At 65.4% G+C, this 21,981-nt stretch carries 22 protein-coding genes; 2 read left to right on the plus strand and 20 right to left on the minus strand.

The annotated features are described in order from the left end of the window. Positions 1 to 14 precede the first annotated feature (14 nt). From WG208_RS13975 to WG208_RS13985, 3 genes are read right to left on the minus strand one after another with little or no spacing between them, the layout of a single operon-like run. Positions 15 to 1,781: a cbb3-type cytochrome c oxidase subunit I gene (locus WG208_RS13975; protein ID WP_337171991.1), complete on the minus strand. Its 1,767-nt coding sequence runs from the start codon at positions 1,779 to 1,781 to the stop codon at positions 15 to 17. Then, entirely contained in the window at positions 1,778 to 2,383 is a 606-nt protein-coding gene (locus WG208_RS13980; protein WP_337171992.1) for a hypothetical protein, read from the minus strand. Before WG208_RS13980 ends, WG208_RS13975 begins: the two co-directional genes overlap by 4 nt. 7 nt (positions 2,384 to 2,390) lie before the next feature. Next, on the minus strand, positions 2,391 to 2,558 hold the full coding sequence (locus WG208_RS13985) for a hypothetical protein (protein WP_337171993.1): 168 nt from the start codon (positions 2,556 to 2,558) through the stop codon (positions 2,391 to 2,393). A gap of 175 nt (positions 2,559 to 2,733) precedes the next feature. Here WG208_RS13985 and WG208_RS13990 point away from each other — a divergent pair, with 175 nt between their 5' ends. Together WG208_RS13990 and WG208_RS13995 are read left to right on the plus strand one after the other, a co-directional pair. Further along, positions 2,734 to 4,299: a cytochrome b N-terminal domain-containing protein gene (locus WG208_RS13990; RefSeq protein ID WP_337171994.1), complete on the plus strand. Its 1,566-nt coding sequence runs from the start codon at positions 2,734 to 2,736 to the stop codon at positions 4,297 to 4,299. After that, entirely contained in the window at positions 4,299 to 4,916 is a 618-nt protein-coding gene (locus WG208_RS13995; RefSeq protein ID WP_337171995.1) for a hypothetical protein, read from the plus strand. Before WG208_RS13990 ends, WG208_RS13995 begins: the two co-directional genes overlap by 1 nt. Before the next feature lie 229 nt (positions 4,917 to 5,145). On the opposite strand, the gene fliP is transcribed toward WG208_RS13995, so the two are convergent. From fliP to WG208_RS14080, 17 genes are all read right to left on the minus strand, one after another. Then, a complete protein-coding gene (gene fliP, locus WG208_RS14000) occupies positions 5,146 to 6,876 on the minus strand; it encodes a flagellar type III secretion system pore protein FliP (RefSeq protein WP_337171996.1) in 1,731 nt (576 codons plus the stop codon). Positions 6,877 to 6,943: 67 nt separating this feature from the next. Next, a complete protein-coding gene (fliN, locus tag WG208_RS14005) occupies positions 6,944 to 7,369 on the minus strand; it encodes a flagellar motor switch protein FliN (RefSeq protein ID WP_337171997.1) in 426 nt (141 codons plus the stop codon). Continuing rightward, positions 7,366 to 8,361 carry a FliM/FliN family flagellar motor switch protein gene (locus tag WG208_RS14010; RefSeq protein ID WP_337171998.1) on the minus strand — a complete coding sequence of 332 codons (996 nt, stop codon included), beginning with the start codon at positions 8,359 to 8,361 and terminating at the stop codon, positions 7,366 to 7,368. The genes fliN and WG208_RS14010 overlap by 4 nt, the downstream gene beginning before the upstream one ends. A gap of 43 nt (positions 8,362 to 8,404) precedes the next feature. Further along, positions 8,405 to 8,965 carry a flagellar basal body-associated FliL family protein gene (locus WG208_RS14015; protein WP_337171999.1) on the minus strand — a complete coding sequence of 187 codons (561 nt, stop codon included), beginning with the start codon at positions 8,963 to 8,965 and terminating at the stop codon, positions 8,405 to 8,407. 297 nt (positions 8,966 to 9,262) lie between these two features. Next, on the minus strand, positions 9,263 to 10,783 hold the full coding sequence (locus WG208_RS14020) for a flagellar hook protein FlgE (RefSeq protein ID WP_337172000.1): 1,521 nt from the start codon (positions 10,781 to 10,783) through the stop codon (positions 9,263 to 9,265). Between the two features lie 40 nt (positions 10,784 to 10,823). Beyond that, positions 10,824 to 11,618 carry a flagellar hook capping FlgD N-terminal domain-containing protein gene (locus tag WG208_RS14025; RefSeq protein ID WP_337172001.1) on the minus strand — a complete coding sequence of 265 codons (795 nt, stop codon included), beginning with the start codon at positions 11,616 to 11,618 and terminating at the stop codon, positions 10,824 to 10,826. Then, a complete protein-coding gene (locus WG208_RS14030) occupies positions 11,618 to 13,846 on the minus strand; it encodes a M15 family metallopeptidase (RefSeq protein WP_337172002.1) in 2,229 nt (742 codons plus the stop codon). Before WG208_RS14030 ends, WG208_RS14025 begins: the two co-directional genes overlap by 1 nt. After that, positions 13,843 to 14,664, minus strand: coding sequence for a hypothetical protein (locus WG208_RS14035; RefSeq protein WP_337172003.1), 822 nt, complete (start codon positions 14,662 to 14,664; stop codon positions 13,843 to 13,845). Before WG208_RS14035 ends, WG208_RS14030 begins: the two co-directional genes overlap by 4 nt. Beyond that, positions 14,661 to 15,164: a flagellar export protein FliJ gene (fliJ, locus tag WG208_RS14040; RefSeq protein ID WP_337172004.1), complete on the minus strand. Its 504-nt coding sequence runs from the start codon at positions 15,162 to 15,164 to the stop codon at positions 14,661 to 14,663. The genes WG208_RS14035 and fliJ overlap by 4 nt, the downstream gene beginning before the upstream one ends. Then, positions 15,164 to 16,540 carry a FliI/YscN family ATPase gene (locus WG208_RS14045; protein WP_337172005.1) on the minus strand — a complete coding sequence of 459 codons (1,377 nt, stop codon included), beginning with the start codon at positions 16,538 to 16,540 and terminating at the stop codon, positions 15,164 to 15,166. The genes fliJ and WG208_RS14045 overlap by 1 nt, the downstream gene beginning before the upstream one ends. 8 nt (positions 16,541 to 16,548) lie before the next feature. Continuing rightward, positions 16,549 to 17,217 (minus strand): FliH/SctL family protein, encoded by a 669-nt coding sequence (locus WG208_RS14050; RefSeq protein WP_337172006.1) that lies wholly within the window; start codon positions 17,215 to 17,217, stop codon positions 16,549 to 16,551. A 10-nt stretch (positions 17,218 to 17,227) separates the two neighbouring features. Next, on the minus strand, positions 17,228 to 18,292 hold the full coding sequence (gene fliG, locus WG208_RS14055; protein ID WP_337172007.1) for a flagellar motor switch protein FliG: 1,065 nt from the start codon (positions 18,290 to 18,292) through the stop codon (positions 17,228 to 17,230). Next, positions 18,289 to 19,890 (minus strand): flagellar basal-body MS-ring/collar protein FliF, encoded by a 1,602-nt coding sequence (gene fliF, locus WG208_RS14060; protein ID WP_337172008.1) that lies wholly within the window; start codon positions 19,888 to 19,890, stop codon positions 18,289 to 18,291. Before fliF ends, fliG begins: the two co-directional genes overlap by 4 nt. A 42-nt stretch (positions 19,891 to 19,932) precedes the next feature. Continuing rightward, on the minus strand, positions 19,933 to 20,244 hold the full coding sequence (gene fliE / locus WG208_RS14065) for a flagellar hook-basal body complex protein FliE (RefSeq protein WP_337172009.1): 312 nt from the start codon (positions 20,242 to 20,244) through the stop codon (positions 19,933 to 19,935). 44 nt (positions 20,245 to 20,288) lie between these two features. Beyond that, positions 20,289 to 20,666 (minus strand): hypothetical protein, encoded by a 378-nt coding sequence (locus WG208_RS14070; protein ID WP_337172010.1) that lies wholly within the window; start codon positions 20,664 to 20,666, stop codon positions 20,289 to 20,291. A 189-nt stretch (positions 20,667 to 20,855) separates the two neighbouring features. Continuing rightward, on the minus strand, positions 20,856 to 21,464 hold the full coding sequence (gene flgC, locus WG208_RS14075) for a flagellar basal body rod protein FlgC (protein ID WP_337172011.1): 609 nt from the start codon (positions 21,462 to 21,464) through the stop codon (positions 20,856 to 20,858). Continuing rightward, a complete protein-coding gene (locus tag WG208_RS14080) occupies positions 21,464 to 21,769 on the minus strand; it encodes a hypothetical protein (RefSeq protein WP_337172012.1) in 306 nt (101 codons plus the stop codon). Before WG208_RS14080 ends, flgC begins: the two co-directional genes overlap by 1 nt. Between the last annotated feature and the right edge of the window lie 212 nt (positions 21,770 to 21,981).

Here is a 21,981-nt window from a genome sequence, read left to right on the forward strand (position 1 = left end):
GAGTGAACCATGAATCAGCCCACCTTCCACAGGAAGGTCAGGAGCTTCCAGTTCGTGAAGTAGTACACCACGAAGGCCAGCAGGAAGATCGCCACGAGCACCATGGTGCCCGGTGTGGGGCCGATGATGCTGCGCGAGCTGGCGTGCAGTGCCTCGTTGATCTCGTCGACGTTGGCCGCGTGCACCGGCGGATTGGTGAGTCCCTGCGGAATGCCGGCAATGGCCTTGCCGGTCTCCACAGTGGTGATGGCTTCGCCGAAGAACACCGACTTCACAGCGATGGCGATGAAGCTGAACGCACCGGTCACGGCCAGAATGCCGCCGATGCCCATCACGGCCAGCGTGATGTCCACCGCCGGATTGAACTGCACATCGAACAGCGCCTGCGAGAACGAGGCATCCCAGTGCCGCCGCGGAACCCCGAAGCTGCCGGCGAACGTCATGCCCATGGACAGCAGCAGCATGCCGATCGCGAACAGGTACGGTTGCGCCTTGGCCAGTCCCCAGAACGCGACCTTTCGCCGGAATACCAGCGGCAGCAGGTAGTATGTCGCGCCCATGAACGCCATGGCCGTGCCGCTCACCACCGTGGCATGGAAGTGTCCCGGGATGCGCATGGTGTTGTGCGCGATGATGTTGATCTGCTCGGTGCCGATGGTCACGCCGGTGATGCCACCCACGAAACCGAACACCACCACGCTGAACACCATCGCGCTGAATCCCGGGTCACCCCATGGGGCGCGTCGCAGCCACCCGAACAAGCCGTCGGTGAACCCGCGCAGGCGCATGCCCAGCTCCATACCGGCCGGCACGGTGAAGCCGTGAATCATGGAGGCCAGCACGGCCATGTACATGAAGTACGACGTGTTCACGATCTTCCAGGCCGGACCGAAGCCCGGATCGACCAGCAGGTGGTGCGCCGACGCCATCGAGATGAACAGGATGTAGAGCACGAACGCCGAGCGGCTCACTTTCTCGTTCAGCACGACACCGCCAACGGTGAGCGCGGCGAGCAGATACCACACCGCCACCATCGCCGCCACGTTGATCTGCTGCGACGAATGGCCGAGCGCCCACCAGAGCATGCGGTAGATCTCGGGATCGACGCTCTTGATGAGCCCCAGACTCCACAGGAACGTGGGGATGTAGATCATCGCGCCATGGAGCAGCGTGATCACGGCGATGATGGCCGCCGTCATCGCGCCGTACACCACCAACGGCATGGATCCTTCGTAGGTCTTCTCCCGCTTGGCGATCACCAGCGTGGCGAAGAACTGTCCGCACACGATGAGCGCGCCCACCGCGAAGAGAATCACGCCGAGATACAGCCCCGGATGCGCCTTGAGTGGCGGATAGGACGTGAACAGCACATCGGCACGGCCCGACCACTGCACCCACTCCACCAGCAGTGTCCCACTCAGCATCAGCCCGAAACTGAACCAGCCGAGTTTCGGAGCGGCCGGGCGACTGTTGAGCAGAATCGTCGCCGCGAACCACAGCACCGCCATCTCGAAGTAGATGATGAAGAAGATCAGCATGTTCATGCCGTGCACGCCGAGGATGCGGTAGTACCATTCGGCGGGGAGCAGATGCACGGCCTGCCAGCGGGTGAGCACCAGCAGCAGGGCGGCCACCGCTCCGATGAGCAGGGAGACCACCGCCACGACGGCGTTCGCCTTGATGAGCGGCTCGGCGGCACTGGCCACCACGCGTCCGGTGACCGGGCAGATCCGATGCGGAAACGCCGGTGCCGAAGCAGAGACAGGAGCGACGGTGCTCATTCGTCCTCCTCATGGCGAAGCGTGGCCTGCGCGTTGTCGGCGACCGGTCGACCCTGTTCGTCCACCACGATGACCCGACCGACCATCGTGTGATGACCGATCCCGCAGAACTCGTTGCAGATGATGCGGAAATCGCCGGTGGCCGTGGGCGTGACCTGCAGCGCGTAGTCGTAGCCCGGCACGACCTGGAAGTTCACGTTCAGCGGATAGAGGCTGAATCCGTGGTTCACATCGAGCGAGGACATGTGCAGGCGGTATGTGGCGCCGGCCTGCAACTGCAGGATGGGATACCACTGATACGTCATGCCGACGAGATAGACCTCCGCGCCGGGGGGCGGCGCGACGATGGGGATGCCACGATCGTCGCCGACTTTGTATTGCGCGGCGAACTCCATCGTGCGCGCGTAGAACTTCGCAGGCTCGACGCGGCGCCGGATGCCCGAAGGATTCTGGCCGCCCTTCCAGTGCCACAGCGGCATCATCGCGAAGAGCACCATGCACCAGGCGAACGAGATCGCCACCCACACCTTCTCGGCTTTGTGCGCCGGCTTCCACCAGACGCCCGGGACCGGGTCGAGTCCGGAATGCACCTTGGTCAGCATGGATTCCTCACGGCAGTGTGCCGGTTGGCATCGTGAGGATCTCCCACATGCCCCAGCCGGTGTAGACCACCATCATCACGACGATCCCCAGCACGAGCAGGAGAAAGACGTTGTCGAACAAGCGCTGCATCAACGGCGGTGCTTCCGGTTCGCCGGTATGGGGTGAGTCGTCCATGACGCTCTCAGGATGTGAAGGTGGGAATGGTGTGGATTCCTGATATCCACATGCGTAAACGTGTCATGCATGACGTGGCACGGATCGCCACGAAAACATGATTGTGTCATACTGGTATTGCACTAGATATCCCGCAGTAGGGATTTCCTTTATGCGTTCACGTACGCGGTCGCTCATGCGCTCTCTGGAACGTCTCGCCGCACGTCTGCTCCGCGCCGCGGATGCCGCCGTCACCCGCCTGTATGGATGGCGGTACAACGTCCTGCATCAGACAGGCACGTTGGTGGTGGCCCTGCTCGTGCTGCTCATCGTCACCGGGTTGTACCTGCTGGTCTTCTATCGGGTGGGCACCCCGTGGCAGTCGGTGGCGCGCCTGCACGACGATGTCGTGCTCGGGCGCTGGATCCGCTCGCTGCATCGCTTCGCGTCGGATGCGATGATCGTCGCGGCGGTCCTGCATGCGTGGCGGCTCTTCGCGCAGGCGCGATCATGGGGACGACGGGCACTGGCCTGGACATCCGGCGTGGTGCTGTTCGTCATGCTGTTCGTGAGTGGATGGACGGGCTATGTGCTGGTGTGGGATACATTCGGCGCGGAACTCGCCGTGGGGGGCGCGCGGCTGTTCGATGCGCTGCCCGTGCTCAGTGAACCGGTGCGAAGGATCTTCGCCGGGGATCAGCCCATTCCCAGCGCATTCTTCTTCATCAATCTCTTCCTGCACATCGCGTTGCCGCTGGGTGTGGGAGCCGGATTGTGGGTCCATCTCTCGCACATCGCGCGCCCCACGTTGTTTCCACCACGTGTGCTGATGTACGGCATGGGTGGAGCGTTGCTGGCGCTGGCTCTGTTCTTCCCCGCGCCGCTCGCCCCCGAGGCGTCGCTGCTGTCGGTGAATCAGCGCGCGCCGGTGGATCTCTTCTTCGCGTTCTGGCTGCCGTGGGCGAACAGTCTGCCACCGTGGGTGGCCTGGGCCGGTGCCATCGGCACGTTCGGTCTCGCGCTGAGTGTGCCGTTGTTCACGCGCCGTCCCCGCACGGATGGATGGACGCCCAGTGTCGTGGACGAGCGTTACTGCACCGGATGCAACCAGTGTCCGCAGGACTGTCCGTGGGAAGCGATCACGATGATTCCGCGCGAGGGGGCGCATGGCGCGCAGTCGGCGCTGGTGGCCCGCGTGGATCCATCACGCTGCGTGTCGTGCGGCATCTGCGCGGGTTCGTGCGCGCCCATGGGCGTCGGCCCGGCGGGGCACACGGGCCGCGATCAGATCATCCAGGTGCGCGCGCTCCACATCGCACCGGAGCCGCGCGAATGGCGGCCCGTGGCCATCTGCTGTGAGCATGCCGCGCCGGAGTATCTGACGCCGCTGCGCGAGCACAACGCCGAGGTGCGCCTCGTTCCCTGCGCGGGCAACCTGCACACGTCGGTGATCGAACTCAGTCTGCGTGCCGGCTCACCGGGTGTCATGGTCTTCACCTGTCCGCCGCGCGATTGCCGCGGACGTGAGGGTCCCAAGTGGCTGCATGAACGGCTGTACAACGACCGTGAAGCCGAACTGCAGGCACGTGTGGACCGGACCCGCGTGGCCACCGCGGTGATGGCCCCCGGAGATCTCGCCGGAACCCTCGCCGCGTGGACGGCATTCACCGCACGACTCGATGCGTACGATCATCGCTCCCCGGATACCCTCGACGATCCACTCGGCGCCATCTGCGAGCCCGTGCCGATGGAGGAGAACTGATGTCGCGCGTCTCGTGGGTGCGTGGTGCCATCGGTGTGGTGGTCGCGGCGTTCGGCCTGCTGGCCCTGCGCGCGTTGTCGCTCACGTCGCTGCCCGTGGCATCGAAGGGACGGTCGGTGCTCCGACTCTCATGGTCGGCGCGCCCCGAGCGTATCGAGCAGTGCCGACGACTCACCGATGCGGAACTCGCGGAACGACCGCAGCACATGCGACTGCGCTGGGAATGCGAGGGCCGTTTCGCGCGGTATCTGCTCACGCTCTCGGTGAACGGGCAGCCCGTGGCATCGGACACCGTACGCGGCAGCGGACTGCGTCATGACCGGCCGATGCATCTGTTCCGCGAATACGGACTCGAACCCGGCGAGCAGCGTCTGGCAGTGACACTGCGGCGGATCGACGCCGAGGTGCGTCCCGACAGCGCCGGTGATCAGACCGCCGAGGGTGTGGGCGCCGCCGACCGGGAAACGCGGGAGGCGCAGGAACGGCGTACCCGACGCGCGGAGGCGTTGCCCGAGGTGGTGTCGCTGGATACGACACTCGCGGTGCATGCGGGCAACGTGGTGTTGATTTCGTATTCGAGCACCGCGAGGGAGCTCGTTCTCAAGGCGAGGCCGTAGGGCGGTTGCTATCGATCTGCTTCCTGATCAGCTCCTTCCTGCTTCCTCTTGATATCCATGACGCGGTGGCGCCGAGTGTGTCCGGATGACGCTCCCGGGGGCGAGGGACGGTGGTGCGTCATCCGGAGAGTGCCAATTCCACGGCGTCAATATTTCAAGAGGGAGCAGGAGGGAGCGGGTCAGGGAGGAGATCAATAGATGCTCCTCTCATTCCTGAAGACCGTTGGTGTTATCTGAAGCTTTGCACCAGACTCGTGATGGTCAGGCTCCAGCCGTCGACCAGGACGAACAGCAACAACTTGAATGGCAGGGAAATCATCGCCGGTGGCAGCATGAACATGCCCATACTCATCAGCACCGACGCAACCACGGCATCGATGATGATGAACGGCAGGTAGATCGCAAACCCGATCTGGAACGCCGTGCGCAGTTCACTGGCCACGAATGCCGACATCAACACATGCAATGGCACATCGTCCACCGTATTCGGGCGGTCCATGCGGCTCAACCTCACGAACGTCTCCACATCCGACGGGCGTGTCTGCTTGAGCATGAAGGTCCTGAATGGTTTCACACCCGTCTTCATCATTTCGACCTGCGTCATCTGTCCATCGAGCCACGGCGTGATCGCGGTGCGATTCACCTCACTCAACGTGGGACCCATGACAAAACCGGTGAGCAGCAACGCCATGCCGGCGAGCAACTGGCCCGGCGGAGCGGTCTGCGTACCCATCGCCTGCTTGAGGAAGTGCAGCACGATGAGGATGCGGGTGAAGCCCGTCATCATCAGCAGCAGCGTGGGGAGCAGCGTGAGCAGCCCCATCATCACCACGATGCCCACGGTGCCGTTCAGGCGCAGACCGCCGTCTTCGCCGCTGCCGCCAAGTTTGACGTCCATCTGCGGCATCATGCGCATGATGGCGTCGTCGGCCGCGATGGGTGCCGGTGTGGCGGCCGAAGCCTGATTGTTCGGCTCCTGCGCTGGCGTGGTCACCATCTGCGACATCGCACGCGGCGCCGATGTGCCACGGTTCGTGGTGGCCGCGCCGTTGCCGGTGCGGGGCTGCGCGGTCGGCGTCGTGGAGAGCTGCGCCTTGGCCGTGGCGTTCGTGATGTCATTGCGCGCACCTGCCGCGGCGCCGCGCGTGCTGCCACCCCGACGGTTGGCCGGCACGAGGGGCGGTGCATCGAGCGTGCGCGGTGCGGCGGGCGATTGCAGCGCGGGCGTCGCGGCCGCCGACGCCGGTCGTGCGGTCTGCGTGCCGGCCCCTGCGGGCGCCACGGGAGCCGCCGGCGGCTGTACGGCCGGCGGTTGCACGGCCGGTTGTACGGCCGGCGGTTGTGTCCCTGTGGCTTGTGCCCCCTGCGCATGCAGGACGGGCGCCGCGAAGGTGATCATCGCCACGGCGAACACCGCCAGGCGCGTGGCTCCACTCAACGACACACCGAGCATCGCGCGAAAATCGCGATCGGCCTGACGCCCCGATTGCGGCGCGTACGTGTTGGGCGTGCCGGCGCTGGTCGTCATCGGTGCCGTGAGGAAACGCGGCACCTCCGCGGTTTCCGTCGGTGCAAAGGCCGCGATCGAAAGCGGTGCCGCTGCAACAGGCGCGGCTGCCGAGGACGCGACCGCAAATGCCGCCGATGCTTCCGCACTCGAGATGTGCGGTTGTGGCACCTTGCTCGTGGCGATCACGCGTTGCCGGTCGGCTTCATCCAGTTCGAACAGTGGATGCACGCCGCCCTCGCCCACGCTGAGCGCCATCACCTTCTCGCCCACCCGCACCACGGCCAACCCGGTCTTGGGGCCGAGCGGCACACGCTGCACCACTTCCACCGGCACCCGCATGCGTACGCCCAGCGCGCCCGTGCCCCAGCGCCTGAGCGCATAGAGACACAGGGCTCCCAGGCCCAGTACAAAAGCAAGCGCGGCGACGACGCCCAGTCCGGCGATCAGCATCGAAGGCGATCAGGTGGTCGGCGGAACGGTATCGGTGAACATCGTATCGGTCATCATCGGATCGTCCTCAGGCCGCGTTGGCGGCGCCGGCCGCGGCCGGGTTGGCCAGCACCCGCGTGATGCGGACGCCGAAGTGTTCGCCGAGGACCACCACTTCGCCTTCCGCGAAGCGCCGATCGCCGACATAGATGTCGATCGGTTCACCGGCGAGCCGGTCGAGCTGGATCACCGAACCGCGGCCCAGGCGCAGGATCTCCTGCACCGTCATGCTCGTACGCCCGAGCTCGATGGACACGGGCAGGGTGAGATCGAGCAGGATGCCGATCGGCACTTCGGTGGTGCCCAGCATCGTCTGCTCGAAATCGGTGAGCTGCGGGGCGCGGGCCTGGGGCGGCGCGGCGACCGTCTCTTCCTTGAGCGACGAGATCGGTTGCCCGGCTGCCTTGGCCGCCTGGGCGCTGGCGACGAGAGCGTCGATTTCGGCGGGATTCATGCGGAGGTCCGGGAGTCGGGGGTCGGAGCAGTGGGGAGCGCATCGACGATGCGTACCGCGAGATTGCCGTTCACGCGGCCGGCGTGGCCGATGAAGCGTTCCTGCGTGCCGGCGCGAATGAGCACGCGCGCGTCCTTCGGGATGGCCGTCGGGATGACACTCCCTTCGGTGACCTGCGCGAGATCGCGCATCGACAGCTGAAAGTCGGGAAGACGGGCGATCAACGGCACCTTCGTGGCGCGCAGGGCGGCTTCGCTGCGCTGCCGGGTGAGATCGCGCTCCTGCTCGTTGGTGCTGAGCAACGCGAGTCGCTGTTGACCGCTCGACGTGAAGAACTTGTCGAGCACGGAGAACGGCAGGCAGAGCAACAACAGGCTGCTCACGCTGCCGGTGTTCACTTCCACATTGGCCACGAGCACCGGATCCTCGCGGTTGACCACCTGCAGGATTTCCGGCGACGATTCGAAGCCCGTGATGTTGAGATCCATCGATACATGATCCTGCCAGATCTCCTGCAGGAGTGCCGTGATCTTGTCGGCGACGTTGCGCACCGCCATGCGTTCGATGGGCGTGAGCGCGCGGGTGAGCGCCGATCCCGTGCCTTCACCGCCGAACAGGCGATCGACGATGTACGTGCTGAATTCGGGTCCCACATCGATCACACCCTTCTGTCCGGTGCCGGCGATGTCGAAGATGTAGGACGAACAGGGCATCGGCAGCGAGAGCGTGAACTCGCCGAAGGAGAACTGCTCCACGCTCTGCAGACGGACTTCGATCTGCCCGCGCACGCGGGAGATGAGCCACGCTTCGAGCCCCTTCACGAGGCGCTCGTACATCGCTTCGAGAGTCCGCAGGCGCTCCTTGGAGACGCGATGCGGACGCCGGAAGTCGTACACCTGTACATCGAGACCGACGGCGGCCGTGGGCAGACCACGCGCGGTGCCGCCAAGCAGGCGATCGATGTCGGTTTGACTGAGCGTTTCCGAAGTCATGAGCGTGAGCGGAGTAGGCGAGCGCGCGGGAAAGCGAACCGGGTTACTGGACGACGAACTGCGGGAAGTAGAGCCGCTTCACCGACTGCTTGCCGAAACGCGCGTCGACGGCGGCCTGCAGTTCACTCTTGAACTGGTCGCGCTGCGTGATGTCGGTGAGCTGATCCACCGTCTTCGTGCCCAGGGCGGTGAGCACGATGTCCCGGAGCTCCGCATCGCGGGCCTTGAACTGCTCGAGCGCGGGCGGCTTGCCCGCTTCGATCGCGACCGTGAGCAGGAGGAAACGACTGCCCCCGCTGCCCGCCGGATTGAGCACGAGATTCTCGAGCAGCAGGACTTCTGCCGCTCCACCGCCTTTGGCGCCCTCCCCGCCATGCCCACCCTCCGCGGGGGCTCCATGTTCTCCGCCGGCCTCGCCTTCAGCGGCACTGTCGGCTGCCACCACCGGCGTGGCTTTGCCCATCTTCTTGGCGGCCATGGGACCGAGCACGGCGGCACCGGTGCCACCACCCACGGCAAGTCCAACGGCCACCATCCCGATCAGGAGCGGGAGCTTGGGCTTGGACGGAGCGGCTTCGGCGGCTTGTGGCTGTTCGCTGGACATAAACAGAGGGCGATAGAGTGGAGACGTCGCCCGCAGGAAAAGCAGTCTGTGTGCCACGGAAATCCGTTGCCGGGATTCCGCATGTAAGTGCAAGTGGTGAAACGACTTGCAGAATTTGTTGTTCGATGAGAACGGGCCGTGGAGGCCGGCGGGGGCCCGGCAAATACCGACAGTGTCCGCAATTTCCGGCAGAAAGTGCCGGGACATTCGATGTGCGCGATGGACGCGCCGTACGTCGCCTGCCGGCCGGAAACACCGCCCCATGCCGGGGCGGCGTCCGGTCAGCCAGTCAGATCATTACCGCTTGATGGTCATCAGTTCCTGCAGCATTTCATCCGAGGTGCTGACCACCTTGCCGTTGGCCTGGAAGCCGCGCTGGGCCACGATCATGTTCGTGAACTCCTGCGCCAGGTCGACGTTGGACATTTCCAGCGCACCCGAGGTGAGCTGCGACTGCGACCCTTCCAGGGCGAAGCCCAGCACGGCGCCGCCGGAGTTGGCCGACTCCTGGTACATGTTGTCGCCGATGCGCAGCAGACCGCTCGGGTTGTTGAAGTCGGCGAGTACGATGCGGGCGAGCGGCGACGTGGTGCCGTTCGTGAAGAACCCCGTGATCAGGCCGAAGCGGTCGATCGAGAAGTTCTGCAGTGTGCCGGCCGTATACCCGTTCTGGTCGCGCAGCACGGCCGTCGAGGCCGTCGAGGCGAACTGCGTCAGGCCGTTCACCCCACCACCCAGCACCAGGTCGATGCGCACCGGATTGGCGCCGGGCACGGCGAAGTTCAGCGTGGCACTGATGTTGGTGTTGAGCAGGCCCGCGTTGTCGAACGTGAACGTGCCGCTGTTCTCGCTCGTGGTGGCCGTGTCGGGGCTCATGAAGTAGCCGATCTTGATCTGCGAATTGATCGGCATATTGGCGGTGAACTGCACCGCCGGCGGCGGACCCGCGGAGAACGAGTAGTCGCCCGGGTTGTTGTATTCCACGCCGGTGGCGCTGTACACGCGGACATTGTCCGGCAGAATCTCGTAGCCCGAGGGCGGGGTGGGCAGCGGAATGTCGCTCGGCGGCGAGTTGCCGTCGGTCTGCACGTCGAACGTCTGCGCCGAGGCGATGGGATCGATGCGCCAGTCCCAGGAATTGGGGCCGGTCTTCCACATCTGGAGCTTCACGTCGTGCTTGGTGCCCTGCGAGTCGTACACACCGATCTGCGTCTCCGTCCATGCCTTCTCGTTGATCGGCAGCGCGCGGTCGAGCGGATCGTTGAAGTCGCCCTGGAACACCGGCGACGACGCATTGAGGTTGCCGGCCAGCTTCATTTCCGTGGTCGGCCGCGCCGAGACCTTCTGTCCGAAGGGAAGACGGACGTCCTGGATCCCGTCCTGCAGCATGCCGTTCTCATACATGCGGCCCTGCACGATGAAACCGTTGGCGGGTGAGACGAGCTGACCCAGCGCATCCACCTGGAAGTTGCCGGCGCGTGTGTAGAAACTCTGATTGCCTTTGCGCACCACGAAGAACGAGTCACCCTGGATCGCGACGTCGGTGTTCAGACCGGTCGTTTCGAGATTGCCCTGGTTGAAGATCTGGTCGATGGAACCGATCTGCATGCCGAGGCCGATCTGGATGGGATTGATACCACCCTGATCGCCGGGCGGACGGCTGGCGCCCTGCAGGAGCTGCGCGAAGCCCTCCTTGAAGGTGACGCGGCCCGCCTTGAAGGCGACGGTGTTGACGTTGGCAATGTTGTTGCCGATGACGTCCATGCGCACCTGGTTGTTGCGCAGGCCGGACACGCCGGCATAGAGAGAGCGAAGCATCTGGTTGGGTCCTCGGAGTCAGGTCGCGATCGGGAAGGAATCAGGCGCGGATCTGGATGAGCTGGGACATCGGGACCTGCAATGCGTCGCCGATGATCATCATGGGGTAGCCATTCTCGTACTTCATGCCGGTGATCCGACCGACCGTGTACGTCTTGGCACTCTGAAACAGGCCGCCATCCTTTGCGACGTCGAACTTGTACGTGTACTGCCCCGGTTCGAGTGGCGGATCCCACTCGTAGTCGCCGACGTTGAACGACGACTGTCCGGCTTTCACATGACCGACCACCGCCTGACCGACGGCCTCACCCTTGCTGTTGATCATGGTGATACGGCCGGTGCCTTCCAGCGATCCGGTATCCACGACGATCTGGCCGGTGCCATCCTTGTCGACGAACGCCGTGTTGCCCGTCGTGACGCCGACCTTGCCGACCGTGGCCATCGCCATCTGCCCTTCGATAAGCTGCGCGAGTTCGTCCGCGCGCTCGTTCTGGGTCGCCTCGAGCGAGACGATCGCGTCCTTCATCTCGCCGGTCGCCGTTTTCTGCGCGTCCAGCGACTCGTTCATCTTCAGGAGCTGTTCGACGGTGGAGAACTGCGCGAGCTGCGCCGCCATGTCCTTGCCGTCCATCGGATTGAGCGGATCCTGATTCTTGAGCTGCGCCACGAGCATCTTGAGGAATTCGTCGCGCCCCATGCCTTTCGGATTGGTGGGCAGGGTGCGTTCCGGCGACGGCTCGGCCGCGCCGACCGGGGGCTCCGGATAGTTGGTGCCGTCGGTGTTCGATGTCGTGTTGAACATCGAGCTGTAGCTGTTGCGTACGTCGGCGATCATCACTCGTTCCCGAGGAAGAAGTTCGGACGGCGCTGCCGTCCCTGCTGCTCTTGCCGGTCGTCGCGGGCTTCCGAAGCCTGCTCCCGACGCGATGAATCCTGCTGCCACTCGCGCTGACGTTCTCCCGTCGCACGATCCCGCTGTCCACCACCCTGTCCGTTCGCCGTGCCCTCGCCCGACGAAGCGGCGGTGGTCAACGTCTTGAGCGGATCCCGATCGAGGCCCGCCACGCGCGACGGATCCGTCGTCTCGGTGCGGGCGCCGCTGATGCGTACGGTGTCGCCGTCGAGCCCATGCCGTCCGAGCGCATCCTGCAACTCCGCCGTGCGCAGCCGCAGCCGATCGGCGGTGGCGGCATCCGTGGAGATGTGCGTGCTCACGGTGTTGCCGCGCAGATCGACCGTGATTTTCTCCTGCGTGCCATTGGCGTTGTCGACGTTGAGCGTCATGCGGGCGAGCGGTCCGGCCGGCGCATCGGCGCGCATCTGCTGGATGTCCGACACACGCTGCGCCTGGTCGCTGCCGGCTGTCGGAGAAACGCTCGATGCACGCTCCGTGCCCGTCGTCGCGCCATTCGTGGGGCCGCTCATCGATGCCGCACCGAACGGCAGCGTCGTGTCGGTGTTGCCGCTGAGCGCCTCGCTGCGCCGGTGCTCGCTGCGTGACGATGTGCTCTGTCGCTCGCTCTGCGCGCCATCCCGGTTGTTCGACATGTTGTGACTGTCGCGTCCGGTCTGTTGCGCGGCGAGCGTCTGGATGTTGCCGACGCCGGTACTGGATGTGCTCTGCGCATCGGCGACTCGCGCAACCGTTGCCACGGAAGCCACGCCGGCAACACGTGCCACGCCGGCAGCTCCTGCCGGGTCGTTTGTGTTCGCGGCGGATTGCGTCGTGGTGCGTGACGAGGCACTGCGCTGCGCGAGCTCGAGGTGTCCCGGATCTTTCATGCCGAGCGTGCGCAATCCCTCCTCACGGGCAATGCGCTGCAGACGGGCGAAGCCGGCGGCGTTCTGATAACTGCCATCGATGATGACATCGACCGCTTCGCCATGCGTGTGTGCGGAGTCGCGCGTCCACGTCACGACCGATCCTTCGCGGGTGCGTCCCTGCTCGTACAGCCAGTCCTGTCGTTCCTGCGAACGGACCGTCTCCACGACGGTCACGTCGTGACCGTATTCGTTCTTCATGCGTTCGACCACACGCTCGACACGTGCGCGCAGATCGGGATCGAGGCCATCCAGGGCTTTCACCGGTGCGGTGACATCCGTGCCCGACGCACCGTTCGTCGCCCGTCCCGCCGGCGCATTGCCAGCCATCGCGAGGAGCGCGGCGAGATCCGGATTGTCCGACGCGCCCGATCGCTGTGCGGCAAGGGTCTCGAGCGCCGACAGATTCGAGGAGGTCTCGTCCACTCCGAGCAGACTGGCATTGGTGCGACTCATGATCGCCCGGGCAGCCAGTCGCGCGCCCGCAGGTGTGCCGGCCTGGGCCAGCAGGGCATCGAGCGCCGCACGGGCATCCGCGCCTTTCGCATCGCCGATGGCCAGCAGTTGCTCGACCGACGCACTCCGGCGGGAAGAGACCCGCGACAGCGCATCGAGCATTCTTGTCCGCTGCACGTCGGCTTCGTCGCCGCGGTTCGTGTCCGTCATGGAACGCGATGTCGTGTCGGCAATGGCGCCGGTCATATCGCTGGACGAGGTGCGTGGCACTTCCACCGTATCATCTCCCTGCGTCGACTGCGCATGCGCAGTCCGTGCATGCGTCGTACGCGCATAGGCGGTGCGTGCGTAGGCGGCAAGATCGATCACGTCCGAAGGCCGGTCATCACCCGCCATCCGCACGAGCGCACCCTGAGACGAGGCCGCGTCCGCCGGCGCCGCATCTCCGGACGTGCCGGATGCAGACCATGCGTCGACAGAGACATCGCTCCCGGCATGCCCTTCGGTTGTAAGAAGGCGATCGACCAGCGATGCGGCGTCTTCCGGCAACTGTTCGATGAGATCCTGGCGCACGAGGGGACCCGCGCCGGCCAGCAATGCCAGCAGGGCGGAGAACTCCGACCGGGAAACCCTGTGTGGCTTCCCGGCCTCCTCGGTGCGGTCACGTTCATCCTCGCGGATACCGTTCCGTTCCGATGGGCGCGCCGTGTCGCGCTCTTTCACACGGGTTGCCGTCCGTTCGGGGGCCGGTCGATTCACGGCCCAGGACACATCCATGGGACTCATGGTGTTGCCGCGGGCTTGGTGCCCGCTCTCGTGATGGCCGCGGCACGGGCCGCCGGCAATGCCGTGAGAATCGCGGCCGCCTGCCGATCATTCATCGACGCCAGGATGCCGCGGATATCCGCATCCGTCATCTGATCGAGCACCTTCGCGGCATCCTTGGCCGACATGGCGCTGAAGATCTTCGCCAATCGCTGTTCGGGCATCGGCGTGTTCAGGGCGGCATCGCGCGCGCTCTTCACGAGGGCCGCCGCGGAGGCCGTACTGGAAGGCACGGTCGACGAAGCCGGTGTGGCCGTGGATGTCGGAGACGCGGCATCATGAGTATCGGCGGGCTTCGCATCGCCCTTGCCGGCCGTCGCGGCTTTCAGTGTTCCCGACGCCGTCGGCGTGGCCGACGGCGCGGTATTGGGGGGCGCACCGTGACCCGTGGTCGCACCCGCCGTCTTGCCGGTCGCAGCTGCTGTCTTGCCAACGGGGCTCGCGATCCCGCGTTCCTTGCGCAACGCCGCGCGCGCCGATTCGAGTGCGCGAATGCTGTCGGCCGGCGTGAGCGTGACATCATCGGCCGTGCTGTCGTGACTGGCGGGTGCTTCAGTCGCCGGTGCGGTGGTCGAATCACCGGTCGCATGTTCGTCATGACCGGCCCCGGCGTGTTCGTTGCCCATCTTCGACGAATCGGCCGGATGATTCTTCAGGCTGTCAGCCAAATGTGCCGAGTCGGCGGCAAACTTCGCCGACGCCCGCATATACGCGTACCCTGAGCCGCCACCCAGGCCGGCCAGCAGTCCAACGACAATGGGAATGAGCAACTGCTTCATCGGGTCGATCCATCACGAGGGGGAGCGCTCTCGGTGGTGTCACCGGAGCACGGAGCCTGCTGATCCTGTTTGCGGGCGAACTGCATCAGTGCCACTTCGTCCATCTGTGCCCGGTCGCGCTGGGCTTCATCCGCGCGCCACGCATCGGCATGTCTGGACTTGAGTCGGTTCAGCACACGGCGGTCGCGTGCCGCTTCTTCAAGCAACTCCTGTGCCTGACGCACGCCGGCGTCGGCCTGCTTCACGGCATCGCCCGCGACAAGCAAGCGCTCGTCGAGCGAAGCGAGCGTGGTGCCGAGCTGCTGCAGGTGTCCGATACGCGCCGTCATGCCGGTCGCGGCGTGGAGCTGGGCCTGTGAATCGGCCTTCAGGTTCTGCAGGGCAAGACGCGCCTCGGTGGCGCGGTCGGCGACGTCCCGGGCGGAGGCCAGTTCACGGGCCTTGGCCTGTTCATGCTGTTCGCGCAATTCGAGCAGCCGCTGCAGACGGAACCGGAACATCAGTTGCGCCTCTTCACCGACGCTTCGATCGCTTCCGCGATGTCGTTGAGCGCCTGATAGGTGTCACCGTAGTGGGAGATCTCGTCCGGACGCTGCTGAAGGAACTCAAGCACCTTGTGCCGATAGACGATGGCCGCGTCCACGTAGGGGTCGCTCCCTTTCTGGTACGCGCCCACCATGATGAGATCTTCCTTCTCGCGATACGCGGCTTCGAGACGAAGCATCGCGCTGCCGCTGCGTCGCTGGACGTCGTTGGTGATGTGGTCTTTCACACGACTCTTCGAGTCGAGCACGTCGATGGCGGGGAAGTGATTCTGCGCGGCCAGTCGCCGGGTCAGTACGATGTGGCCGTCGAGAATCGATCGTGCGGCATCGGCCACCGGTTCGTTGAAATCGTCGCCGTCCACCAGCACCGTGTAGATGCCCGTGATGCCGCCGCGGTCGCCGTTGCCGGCCCGCTCCAGCAGGCGCGGAAGATTGGCGAACACCGATGGCGGGTATCCCTTGGTGGTGGGCGGCTCACCGGTGGCCAGCCCGATCTCGCGCCAGGCCATCGCCACGCGTGTCACCGAATCCACCATGAGCAGCACCTGTTTGCCCTGATCGCGGAAGTACTCGGCGATGGCCGTGGCCACGAGCGCGCCACGCGCACGCACGAGCGCTGCCTGATCGCCCGTCGCCACGATCACGACCGAGCGCGCGAGCCCCTCGGCGCCCAGGGAGTTCTCCAGGAACTCCCGCACTTCACGGCCCCGTTCACCCAGCAGGGCGATCACATTGACATCGGCCTGGGCATGTCGCGCGATCATGCCCAGCATCGTGCTCTTGCCCACGCCGGAACCGGCGAAGATGCCCACACGCTGGCCGCGGCCAATGGTCAGGAGGCCGTCGATGGCACGGACACCCGTTTCCATCGGGCGATCGATCGTTTCGCGCTGCAGCGGATTGGGCGGCTCGGCCGAGAGCGGCACCCGCTCGATCGTATCGAGTTTGCCCTTGCCATCGATGGGATGGCCGAGGCCATTGAGGACACGACCCAGCAGACCGGGCCCCACATCCACACCGAACGTGCGGCCGAGGGGCTGCACGCTGGCCCCGGCATGCAATCCGTCCAGTTCACCGAGTGGCATGAGCAGCACATGCCGTTCATTGAATCCCACGACCTCGGCCAGCACCGAACGGTCGCGCGCGTGGTTGGTGATGCGACACAGTGAACCGAGACCGACATCGATGCCGGTGGCCTCGACCACCAGGCCGACCACGCGGGTGACCCGACCGTACGGTGCAAACCGCTCGGCGCGACCCAGTCGGTCGGTGAGCACGTCGAGCGCCGATTCGGAGTCGGTCAACGCGGTGTTGTAGGTGGGAGTCTTCATCGCCACCGTCACGCCTGGATCCCCGCCAGCATGCGATACGCACGCTCGAGGGACGTATCGACTCGGCCGTCGATGATGCGTTCGCGGCCTTCGGTCAGACAGCCGCCCCGCTGGATGTTGGGATCGGGGAGCCAGCGCAGGGTGCGTACACCGGCCCCCAGGCCGGATCCCGTCACCTGATCGAGTACGGGACGGCAGACGGCCAGATCGTCGGGGTGCATGCGCACGGTGATCTCTTCGTCCACCGGATACTGCGTGAGCGCCTTGATGACGAGATCGCTGACGAACGAGGGGTCGCCGACGATCTCCCGTTGCACCACATGACGGGCCACGAGCACGGCCAGGGCCGCGATGTTCTCCTCGGCGTTGCTCAGCCAGCGGGCTTCGTGCATCTGCACCGAAAGCACCGCTTCGTTCAGCGCGCCCGTGGTGTGCGCGATCGTTTCCTCGAGCGTGGCGCGTGCCGCTCGCTCGCCGTCGGCGCGCCCGCGGGCATACGCGTCGGCTTCGATACGGGCGCGTTCGGCCGCGAGACGCACGGCAAAATCGGCTTCGAGATGTTCCAGCGAGATGCTCGACGCGGCCGGTGACACCGGTTCCGTCGGCGACATCGACACGGCGTCCGCGAAGATGTCGACGACCGGGAATTCGTCGAGTGCCCAGGGTGTGGCGTGCATGGGCGCGCGCTCAGACGATGACATCGTCGGTACCCGCACTCAGCACGATCTCCCCCGTTTCCTCGAGCGCGCGCACCTTCGAGACGATATCCGTCTGCGCCGCTTCGACATCGCGCATCTTGACCGGACCGAGGAACTCCATCTCCTCCTTGAGACCCGCCACGGCGCGCTGCGACATGGTACCCATGATCTTCTGCTTGAGATCGGGGCTCGCCGCCTTGAGGGCCAGCGCCAGCTGCTTGACGTCCACCTCGCGCAGCAGGCGCTGCAGCGACTTGTCGTCGAGCGAAGCCAGATCCTCGAAGACGAACATGAGGTTCTTGATCTGATCGCTGAGATGCGGATCCTTCTCGGCCACGAGATCGAGCACTTCCTTCTCGAGCGAGGAACTGACGAGGTTGAGCACCGCGGCCACGGCCGCCGGACCGCCCACACTCGACATGCCCTGCGAGAACGCGAGATCCGCTTCGTTCCCGATGGCGCGCTCCACGAGGGAGATCATCTCCGGGGAAACCTTCTCCATGCGCGCGATGCGGAACATGACCTCACCGCCCAGCGCCGGATCGAATTCGCGGATGATCGCGGCCACGTGCGCCGGGTCGAGATGCGCCAGAATGAGCGCGATGGTCTGCGGATGTTCGCCGCGCAGTGTATTGCCCAACTGCTGCGGATCGGCGCGACGCAGGCGACCGAAACGATCGCTGTCGGCGAGCTGACCCTGGATGCGCTTGAGGATCTGCTGGGCCTTGGCCGGACCGAATGCCTTTTCGAGAACATCCTTGGCGAACTCCACACCACCCGTGGTGAGGGAGTCCACCCCGAGGGTGATCTCGAGCCACTCCAGAAGCACCGCATCGATCGTGGGCTGCGGAACCCGATCGAGCTGCGCCATCTCGAGCGCGACGATTTCCGCTTCTTCGGGATGCAGGCCGCCGGTGATCTTGGCGGCATGTTCGGCGCCGATGGCCATGCAGAGAATGGCCACCTTCTGTCGACCCGTGAGACGGTCGGGTGCGTACCGATCGGAGCTGCCGGCATTGCGCGACAGGGCGACCGCGGAACCGCCGGCGCTCATTGACGCAACCAGGTGCGGACGACGCGAATCGCGGCGTCGGGACGCTGATCGACCGTCGCGATGGCCTGTTCACGCTCCGGCGTGGTCGGCGGCGGCGGCAGCACGATGTGGCGACGCTGCTCTTCGAGGAGCGCCTGCTGATCGAGATACTCTTCATCCACGTCCTGCATGGCCTGCTGCATCTGCGTGCTGGCGGGCAGCTCCGGCAGTGTGCCCGCGGCGGACAGCGCCGCCGGCACCTCGACGATCTGCTTCTTGGGACGCAGCAGAATCACGGTGACCAGGGCCAGAACGAGCAGCACCACCAACGCCGCGATCGCGACCACGGGCTTGGGGTTGCTCTGGATGCGCCCCAGCAGATCCGTGGGGGCGGGCGTCGAATCCTTCACGGCGACGACCGGCAGCGGCATGTCGAACGGCGCGCTCACCACCGAGATCATGTCGCCGCGGGCGGAATCCACACCGAGGGCATTGCGCACCAGCGATTCGATGCGCGTGAGTTCGTCACTCGTGCGCGGGGTGATGGTAGGTGCGACGGCAGCGGCGGTAGAATCCGCGACCGCGGGCATCGCCGGCGCGACCTGCGTGACACGATCGGCCACCAGGACCGCCACCGTGAGCTTCTTGATGTTGCCGACCGCGCCCGTGAAGTTCTCGACGCTGTGGGTGTTCTCGTACGACGTGGCCGTGGTGCTGTACCCGGCGCCCTGCTGTGGCGTACTCGGCGTCACCTCGGCCTTCTGTTCGGTGGCGATGGCCTGCCGTTCGGGATCGACCGCCTGCACGGTGCGCTCGACCTTGTCGAAGTTCATCGACGCCGACACCTGCACACGTGCATTGCCCGTACCGACGAGACTCGACAGCAGCTTGTCGGCCTTCTGCTCGAGATACTGCTCGGTTTCGCGCTGCACGGCGAGTTGCCGGCTCGTGAGACCGGCCAGCGATCCATCGTCCTGCATGGTGAGCGCCTCGCCGCGCTCGTCCACGATGGTGACGTGATCGGGTTCGAGACCGCCCACACTCGATGCGACGAGATTCGCGATGCCGTGCACGGTTTCGGCGCGCGGGATGCTGCCGTTGTTCATCGACAGCGTCACGGAGGCCTTGGAGGGCCGTTCGTTCTGCTTGAAGAGCTGATCGTCCTCGATGGCGAGGTGCACTTTCACGCTCTTCACGTCCTTCATCTTGCCGATGGTGCGCTCGAGTTCTCCTTCCAGCGCGCGACGGTAGTTCACCTTCTGGGTGAAGTCCGTCATGCCCCAGGTCGGCTTGTCGAACAGTTCGAGACCGGGGCGGCCGGCGTTCGGCACGTCGCCGGCCGCCAGATCCACGCGGGCACGCGCCAGATCGGCGCTCTGCACCATGATGGTGGAGCCGGTGCGATCGAGTTCGTACGGGATGCCCGACTCGGTGAGCTTGTCGGTCATCGCCTTCACCTGCTCCACCGGAACGTCGGCGTAGAGCGGGATCATCGTGGGCTTGGTGGCCCAGCGGGAGACACCGAACACCGCCGCGGTCACGAGGACACCCACGGCGATGATCATCGCCTGACGGGCGCCGCCGAGTCGGCCGGTGAGGGATTCGAGCAGAGAGTTCATGGAGGAGGAGAGCGACGCGAAGGCGACGAGGGAGGCGTCTGCTTACGACTGCATGCTGATGACGCTCCGGTAGGCCTCGATGACCTTGTTCCGGAGTTCGATGAGCATGTCGAGTGCGATACCGGCTTCTTCGGAAGCCGCCATCACCTGATGCAGTTCGACGTTTTCGCCGTTGGCGAAGCGCTGCGTGAGATCGCCGGCGCGATCACGCGCATCGGAGACTTCATTGATCGCACGCGTGAGGGTGTTGCCGAAGGAGTTTTCGCCCGTGCCCACAGGGACCGGCGTCGTCGGACCGCGATCCTGACCGAACTGCGGCAGGTTGCGGGTGATCAGATCGATACGAGTCTGCATGAGCGCGAAGGAAGCGGAGGGGAAGACGGAACGTCGGGGATCGATCAGGCGCGCACGTCGAGACGCACGCCGCGCGCGGCGGGCGGTGCGGGCTGCGTGGCGGCCTTGATGCGGCTGTATGTGAGGGGGCCGAGCGCAGCGGTCTTCGCGAAGAAGTTCCGCTCTTCGCTCGTGAGCACGCTCCAGAGCGTCGGATCGGTGCCGGCCGGTGCTTCGGCAGGCACGCTGCTCTGCGTGGAGGCCGCCTGTCCCGCGATGGGCGTCTGCGGCTTGAGCGTCGCGGCCTGCGCGGCACGAGCCTGCTGACCGGCCTGCTGCGCCGTGCCCGTCTGTCCGTTCTGCTGCGCCCGATTCGACTCGGCGCGGGTGAGCGAACCGAGATTGGCGAGAGGACTGGTGTGGTTGATGCCGTTGACGCTCATGGTGTTGTCAGCGCGTGACGCGTGTGATGCGAGTGAAACGGAGAGTGACGCAGGAAGTGAGGCAGCGGGCCGGGAACCGATGTGCTGTCGGAGAGGAGAAGGAGGAGGAAGAGGATGACCTCACACCGATTCCCGGACCCGCCGCGTCATGCAGGCGATAGATCGAGGTGTTCAGACGTGTTCATGTGTTCAGATGTCGAGCGCGGCGCGAAGCATCGATTTGGCCGTCTGGAAGACGGCGGCGTTGGCTTCGTAGATGCGCTTGGCGTCCATGAGCTTCACGAGCTCCTGCGTGGTGTCGATGTCGGGATAGCGCACGTAGCCGTTGGCGTCGGCATCGGGGTGGCCTGGCTCGTACACGAGACGGCCCTCGCCCTGGTCTTCCGCCACACCGGCCACCCGCACGCCGTATTCACCACCCATCACACCATCCACGCCGCCGGTGACCGGCAGGACGGGCACGGTGAACGTCCGGGCGGTATCGGTGATGGGCACTTCGAAGGCCGGTGCACCCGCGACGTTCTGGTTGCCCATCGTCCGCGCGGTGATGTTGCCGGGATTGAACAGTGCGTTCTGCGCGGTGGCCGATTCGAGGACCACCTCGCGACGCTTGTACGGCGTGCCATCGGTGCCGCGGGTGACGTCGGCGTTGGCGATGTTCTGCGCGATGGTTTCCATGCGCTGCCGCTGTGCGGAGATGCCGCTGGCCGCGATGCCCATGGATTTGAACATGGGGCGTACGGGCGACTGTCCCGGAATGGGGAGCAGCGCGAGCGGACGCGATGGATTCACGGGCATCAGGCGGCGCCTCCACCCTTGATGGCGGTGCGCAGGCTCTGGTAGGTCTTTTCCAGCAGGCGTGAGGTGGCGAGGAAGCGGAGCTGCTCATCCGCCAGGGCCACCATTTCGTCTTCCACATTGACCGCGGCGACGTTGGCCTGTGCGTTCCCGGTCTTCGCTTCCAGGGCGAAGCCATCGCCATTGCCCAGCGTCGCCTTGGAGACGCGGTCGGCGATCCCTCGCGAACGGTCCACGCTCTTGTCCAGCGCCGCCTTGAGTGGCGACGCCGACGTCGTGCGTTCGATGAGTCCGAAGAGTTTCATGGGTACCGGAGAAAGGGGGAACTGTCCGGTGCCAGTAAAAGCAATGGGCGGGCCAGATCATCCGTGAACGGAGACCCGGACCCGCCGAGTGTATGTAAAACATTTATTTGTAAGAGGTTACAAGGAACCAGCGATGCGCCCGCCGCTGGTTATCCTTCCATCCGGATCATTGGAAATTGCGGGAAATCAGGAAAAAGATGCCGGTCACCATG

The organism is Gemmatimonas aurantiaca (assembly GCF_037190085.1).
In the GTDB taxonomy this organism is placed as follows: domain Bacteria; phylum Gemmatimonadota; class Gemmatimonadetes; order Gemmatimonadales; family Gemmatimonadaceae; genus Gemmatimonas; species Gemmatimonas aurantiaca_A.

Coding starts and splice junctions, on each gene's coding strand:
- WG208_RS13975 (WP_337171991.1), bottom strand. CDS start 1,781: ATGAGCACCGTCGCTCCTGTCTCTGCTTCGGCACCGGCGTTTCCGCAT.
- WG208_RS13980 (WP_337171992.1), bottom strand. CDS start 2,383: ATGCTGACCAAGGTGCATTCCGGACTCGACCCGGTCCCGGGCGTCTGG.
- WG208_RS13985 (WP_337171993.1), bottom strand. CDS start 2,558: ATGGACGACTCACCCCATACCGGCGAACCGGAAGCACCGCCGTTGATG.
- WG208_RS13990 (WP_337171994.1), top strand. CDS start 2,734: ATGCGCTCTCTGGAACGTCTCGCCGCACGTCTGCTCCGCGCCGCGGAT.
- WG208_RS13995 (WP_337171995.1), top strand. CDS start 4,299: ATGTCGCGCGTCTCGTGGGTGCGTGGTGCCATCGGTGTGGTGGTCGCG.
- fliP (WP_337171996.1), bottom strand. CDS start 6,876: ATGCTGATCGCCGGACTGGGCGTCGTCGCCGCGCTTGCTTTTGTACTG.
- fliN (WP_337171997.1), bottom strand. CDS start 7,369: ATGAATCCCGCCGAAATCGACGCTCTCGTCGCCAGCGCCCAGGCGGCC.
- WG208_RS14010 (WP_337171998.1), bottom strand. CDS start 8,361: ATGACTTCGGAAACGCTCAGTCAAACCGACATCGATCGCCTGCTTGGC.
- WG208_RS14015 (WP_337171999.1), bottom strand. CDS start 8,965: ATGTCCAGCGAACAGCCACAAGCCGCCGAAGCCGCTCCGTCCAAGCCC.
- WG208_RS14020 (WP_337172000.1), bottom strand. CDS start 10,783: ATGCTTCGCTCTCTCTATGCCGGCGTGTCCGGCCTGCGCAACAACCAG.
- WG208_RS14025 (WP_337172001.1), bottom strand. CDS start 11,618: ATGATCGCCGACGTACGCAACAGCTACAGCTCGATGTTCAACACGACA.
- WG208_RS14030 (WP_337172002.1), bottom strand. CDS start 13,846: ATGAGTCCCATGGATGTGTCCTGGGCCGTGAATCGACCGGCCCCCGAA.
- WG208_RS14035 (WP_337172003.1), bottom strand. CDS start 14,664: ATGAAGCAGTTGCTCATTCCCATTGTCGTTGGACTGCTGGCCGGCCTG.
- fliJ (WP_337172004.1), bottom strand. CDS start 15,164: ATGTTCCGGTTCCGTCTGCAGCGGCTGCTCGAATTGCGCGAACAGCAT.
- WG208_RS14045 (WP_337172005.1), bottom strand. CDS start 16,540: ATGAAGACTCCCACCTACAACACCGCGTTGACCGACTCCGAATCGGCG.
- WG208_RS14050 (WP_337172006.1), bottom strand. CDS start 17,217: ATGCACGCCACACCCTGGGCACTCGACGAATTCCCGGTCGTCGACATC.
- fliG (WP_337172007.1), bottom strand. CDS start 18,292: ATGAGCGCCGGCGGTTCCGCGGTCGCCCTGTCGCGCAATGCCGGCAGC.
- fliF (WP_337172008.1), bottom strand. CDS start 19,890: ATGAACTCTCTGCTCGAATCCCTCACCGGCCGACTCGGCGGCGCCCGT.
- fliE (WP_337172009.1), bottom strand. CDS start 20,244: ATGCAGACTCGTATCGATCTGATCACCCGCAACCTGCCGCAGTTCGGT.
- WG208_RS14070 (WP_337172010.1), bottom strand. CDS start 20,666: ATGAGCGTCAACGGCATCAACCACACCAGTCCTCTCGCCAATCTCGGT.
- flgC (WP_337172011.1), bottom strand. CDS start 21,464: ATGCCCGTGAATCCATCGCGTCCGCTCGCGCTGCTCCCCATTCCGGGA.
- WG208_RS14080 (WP_337172012.1), bottom strand. CDS start 21,769: ATGAAACTCTTCGGACTCATCGAACGCACGACGTCGGCGTCGCCACTC.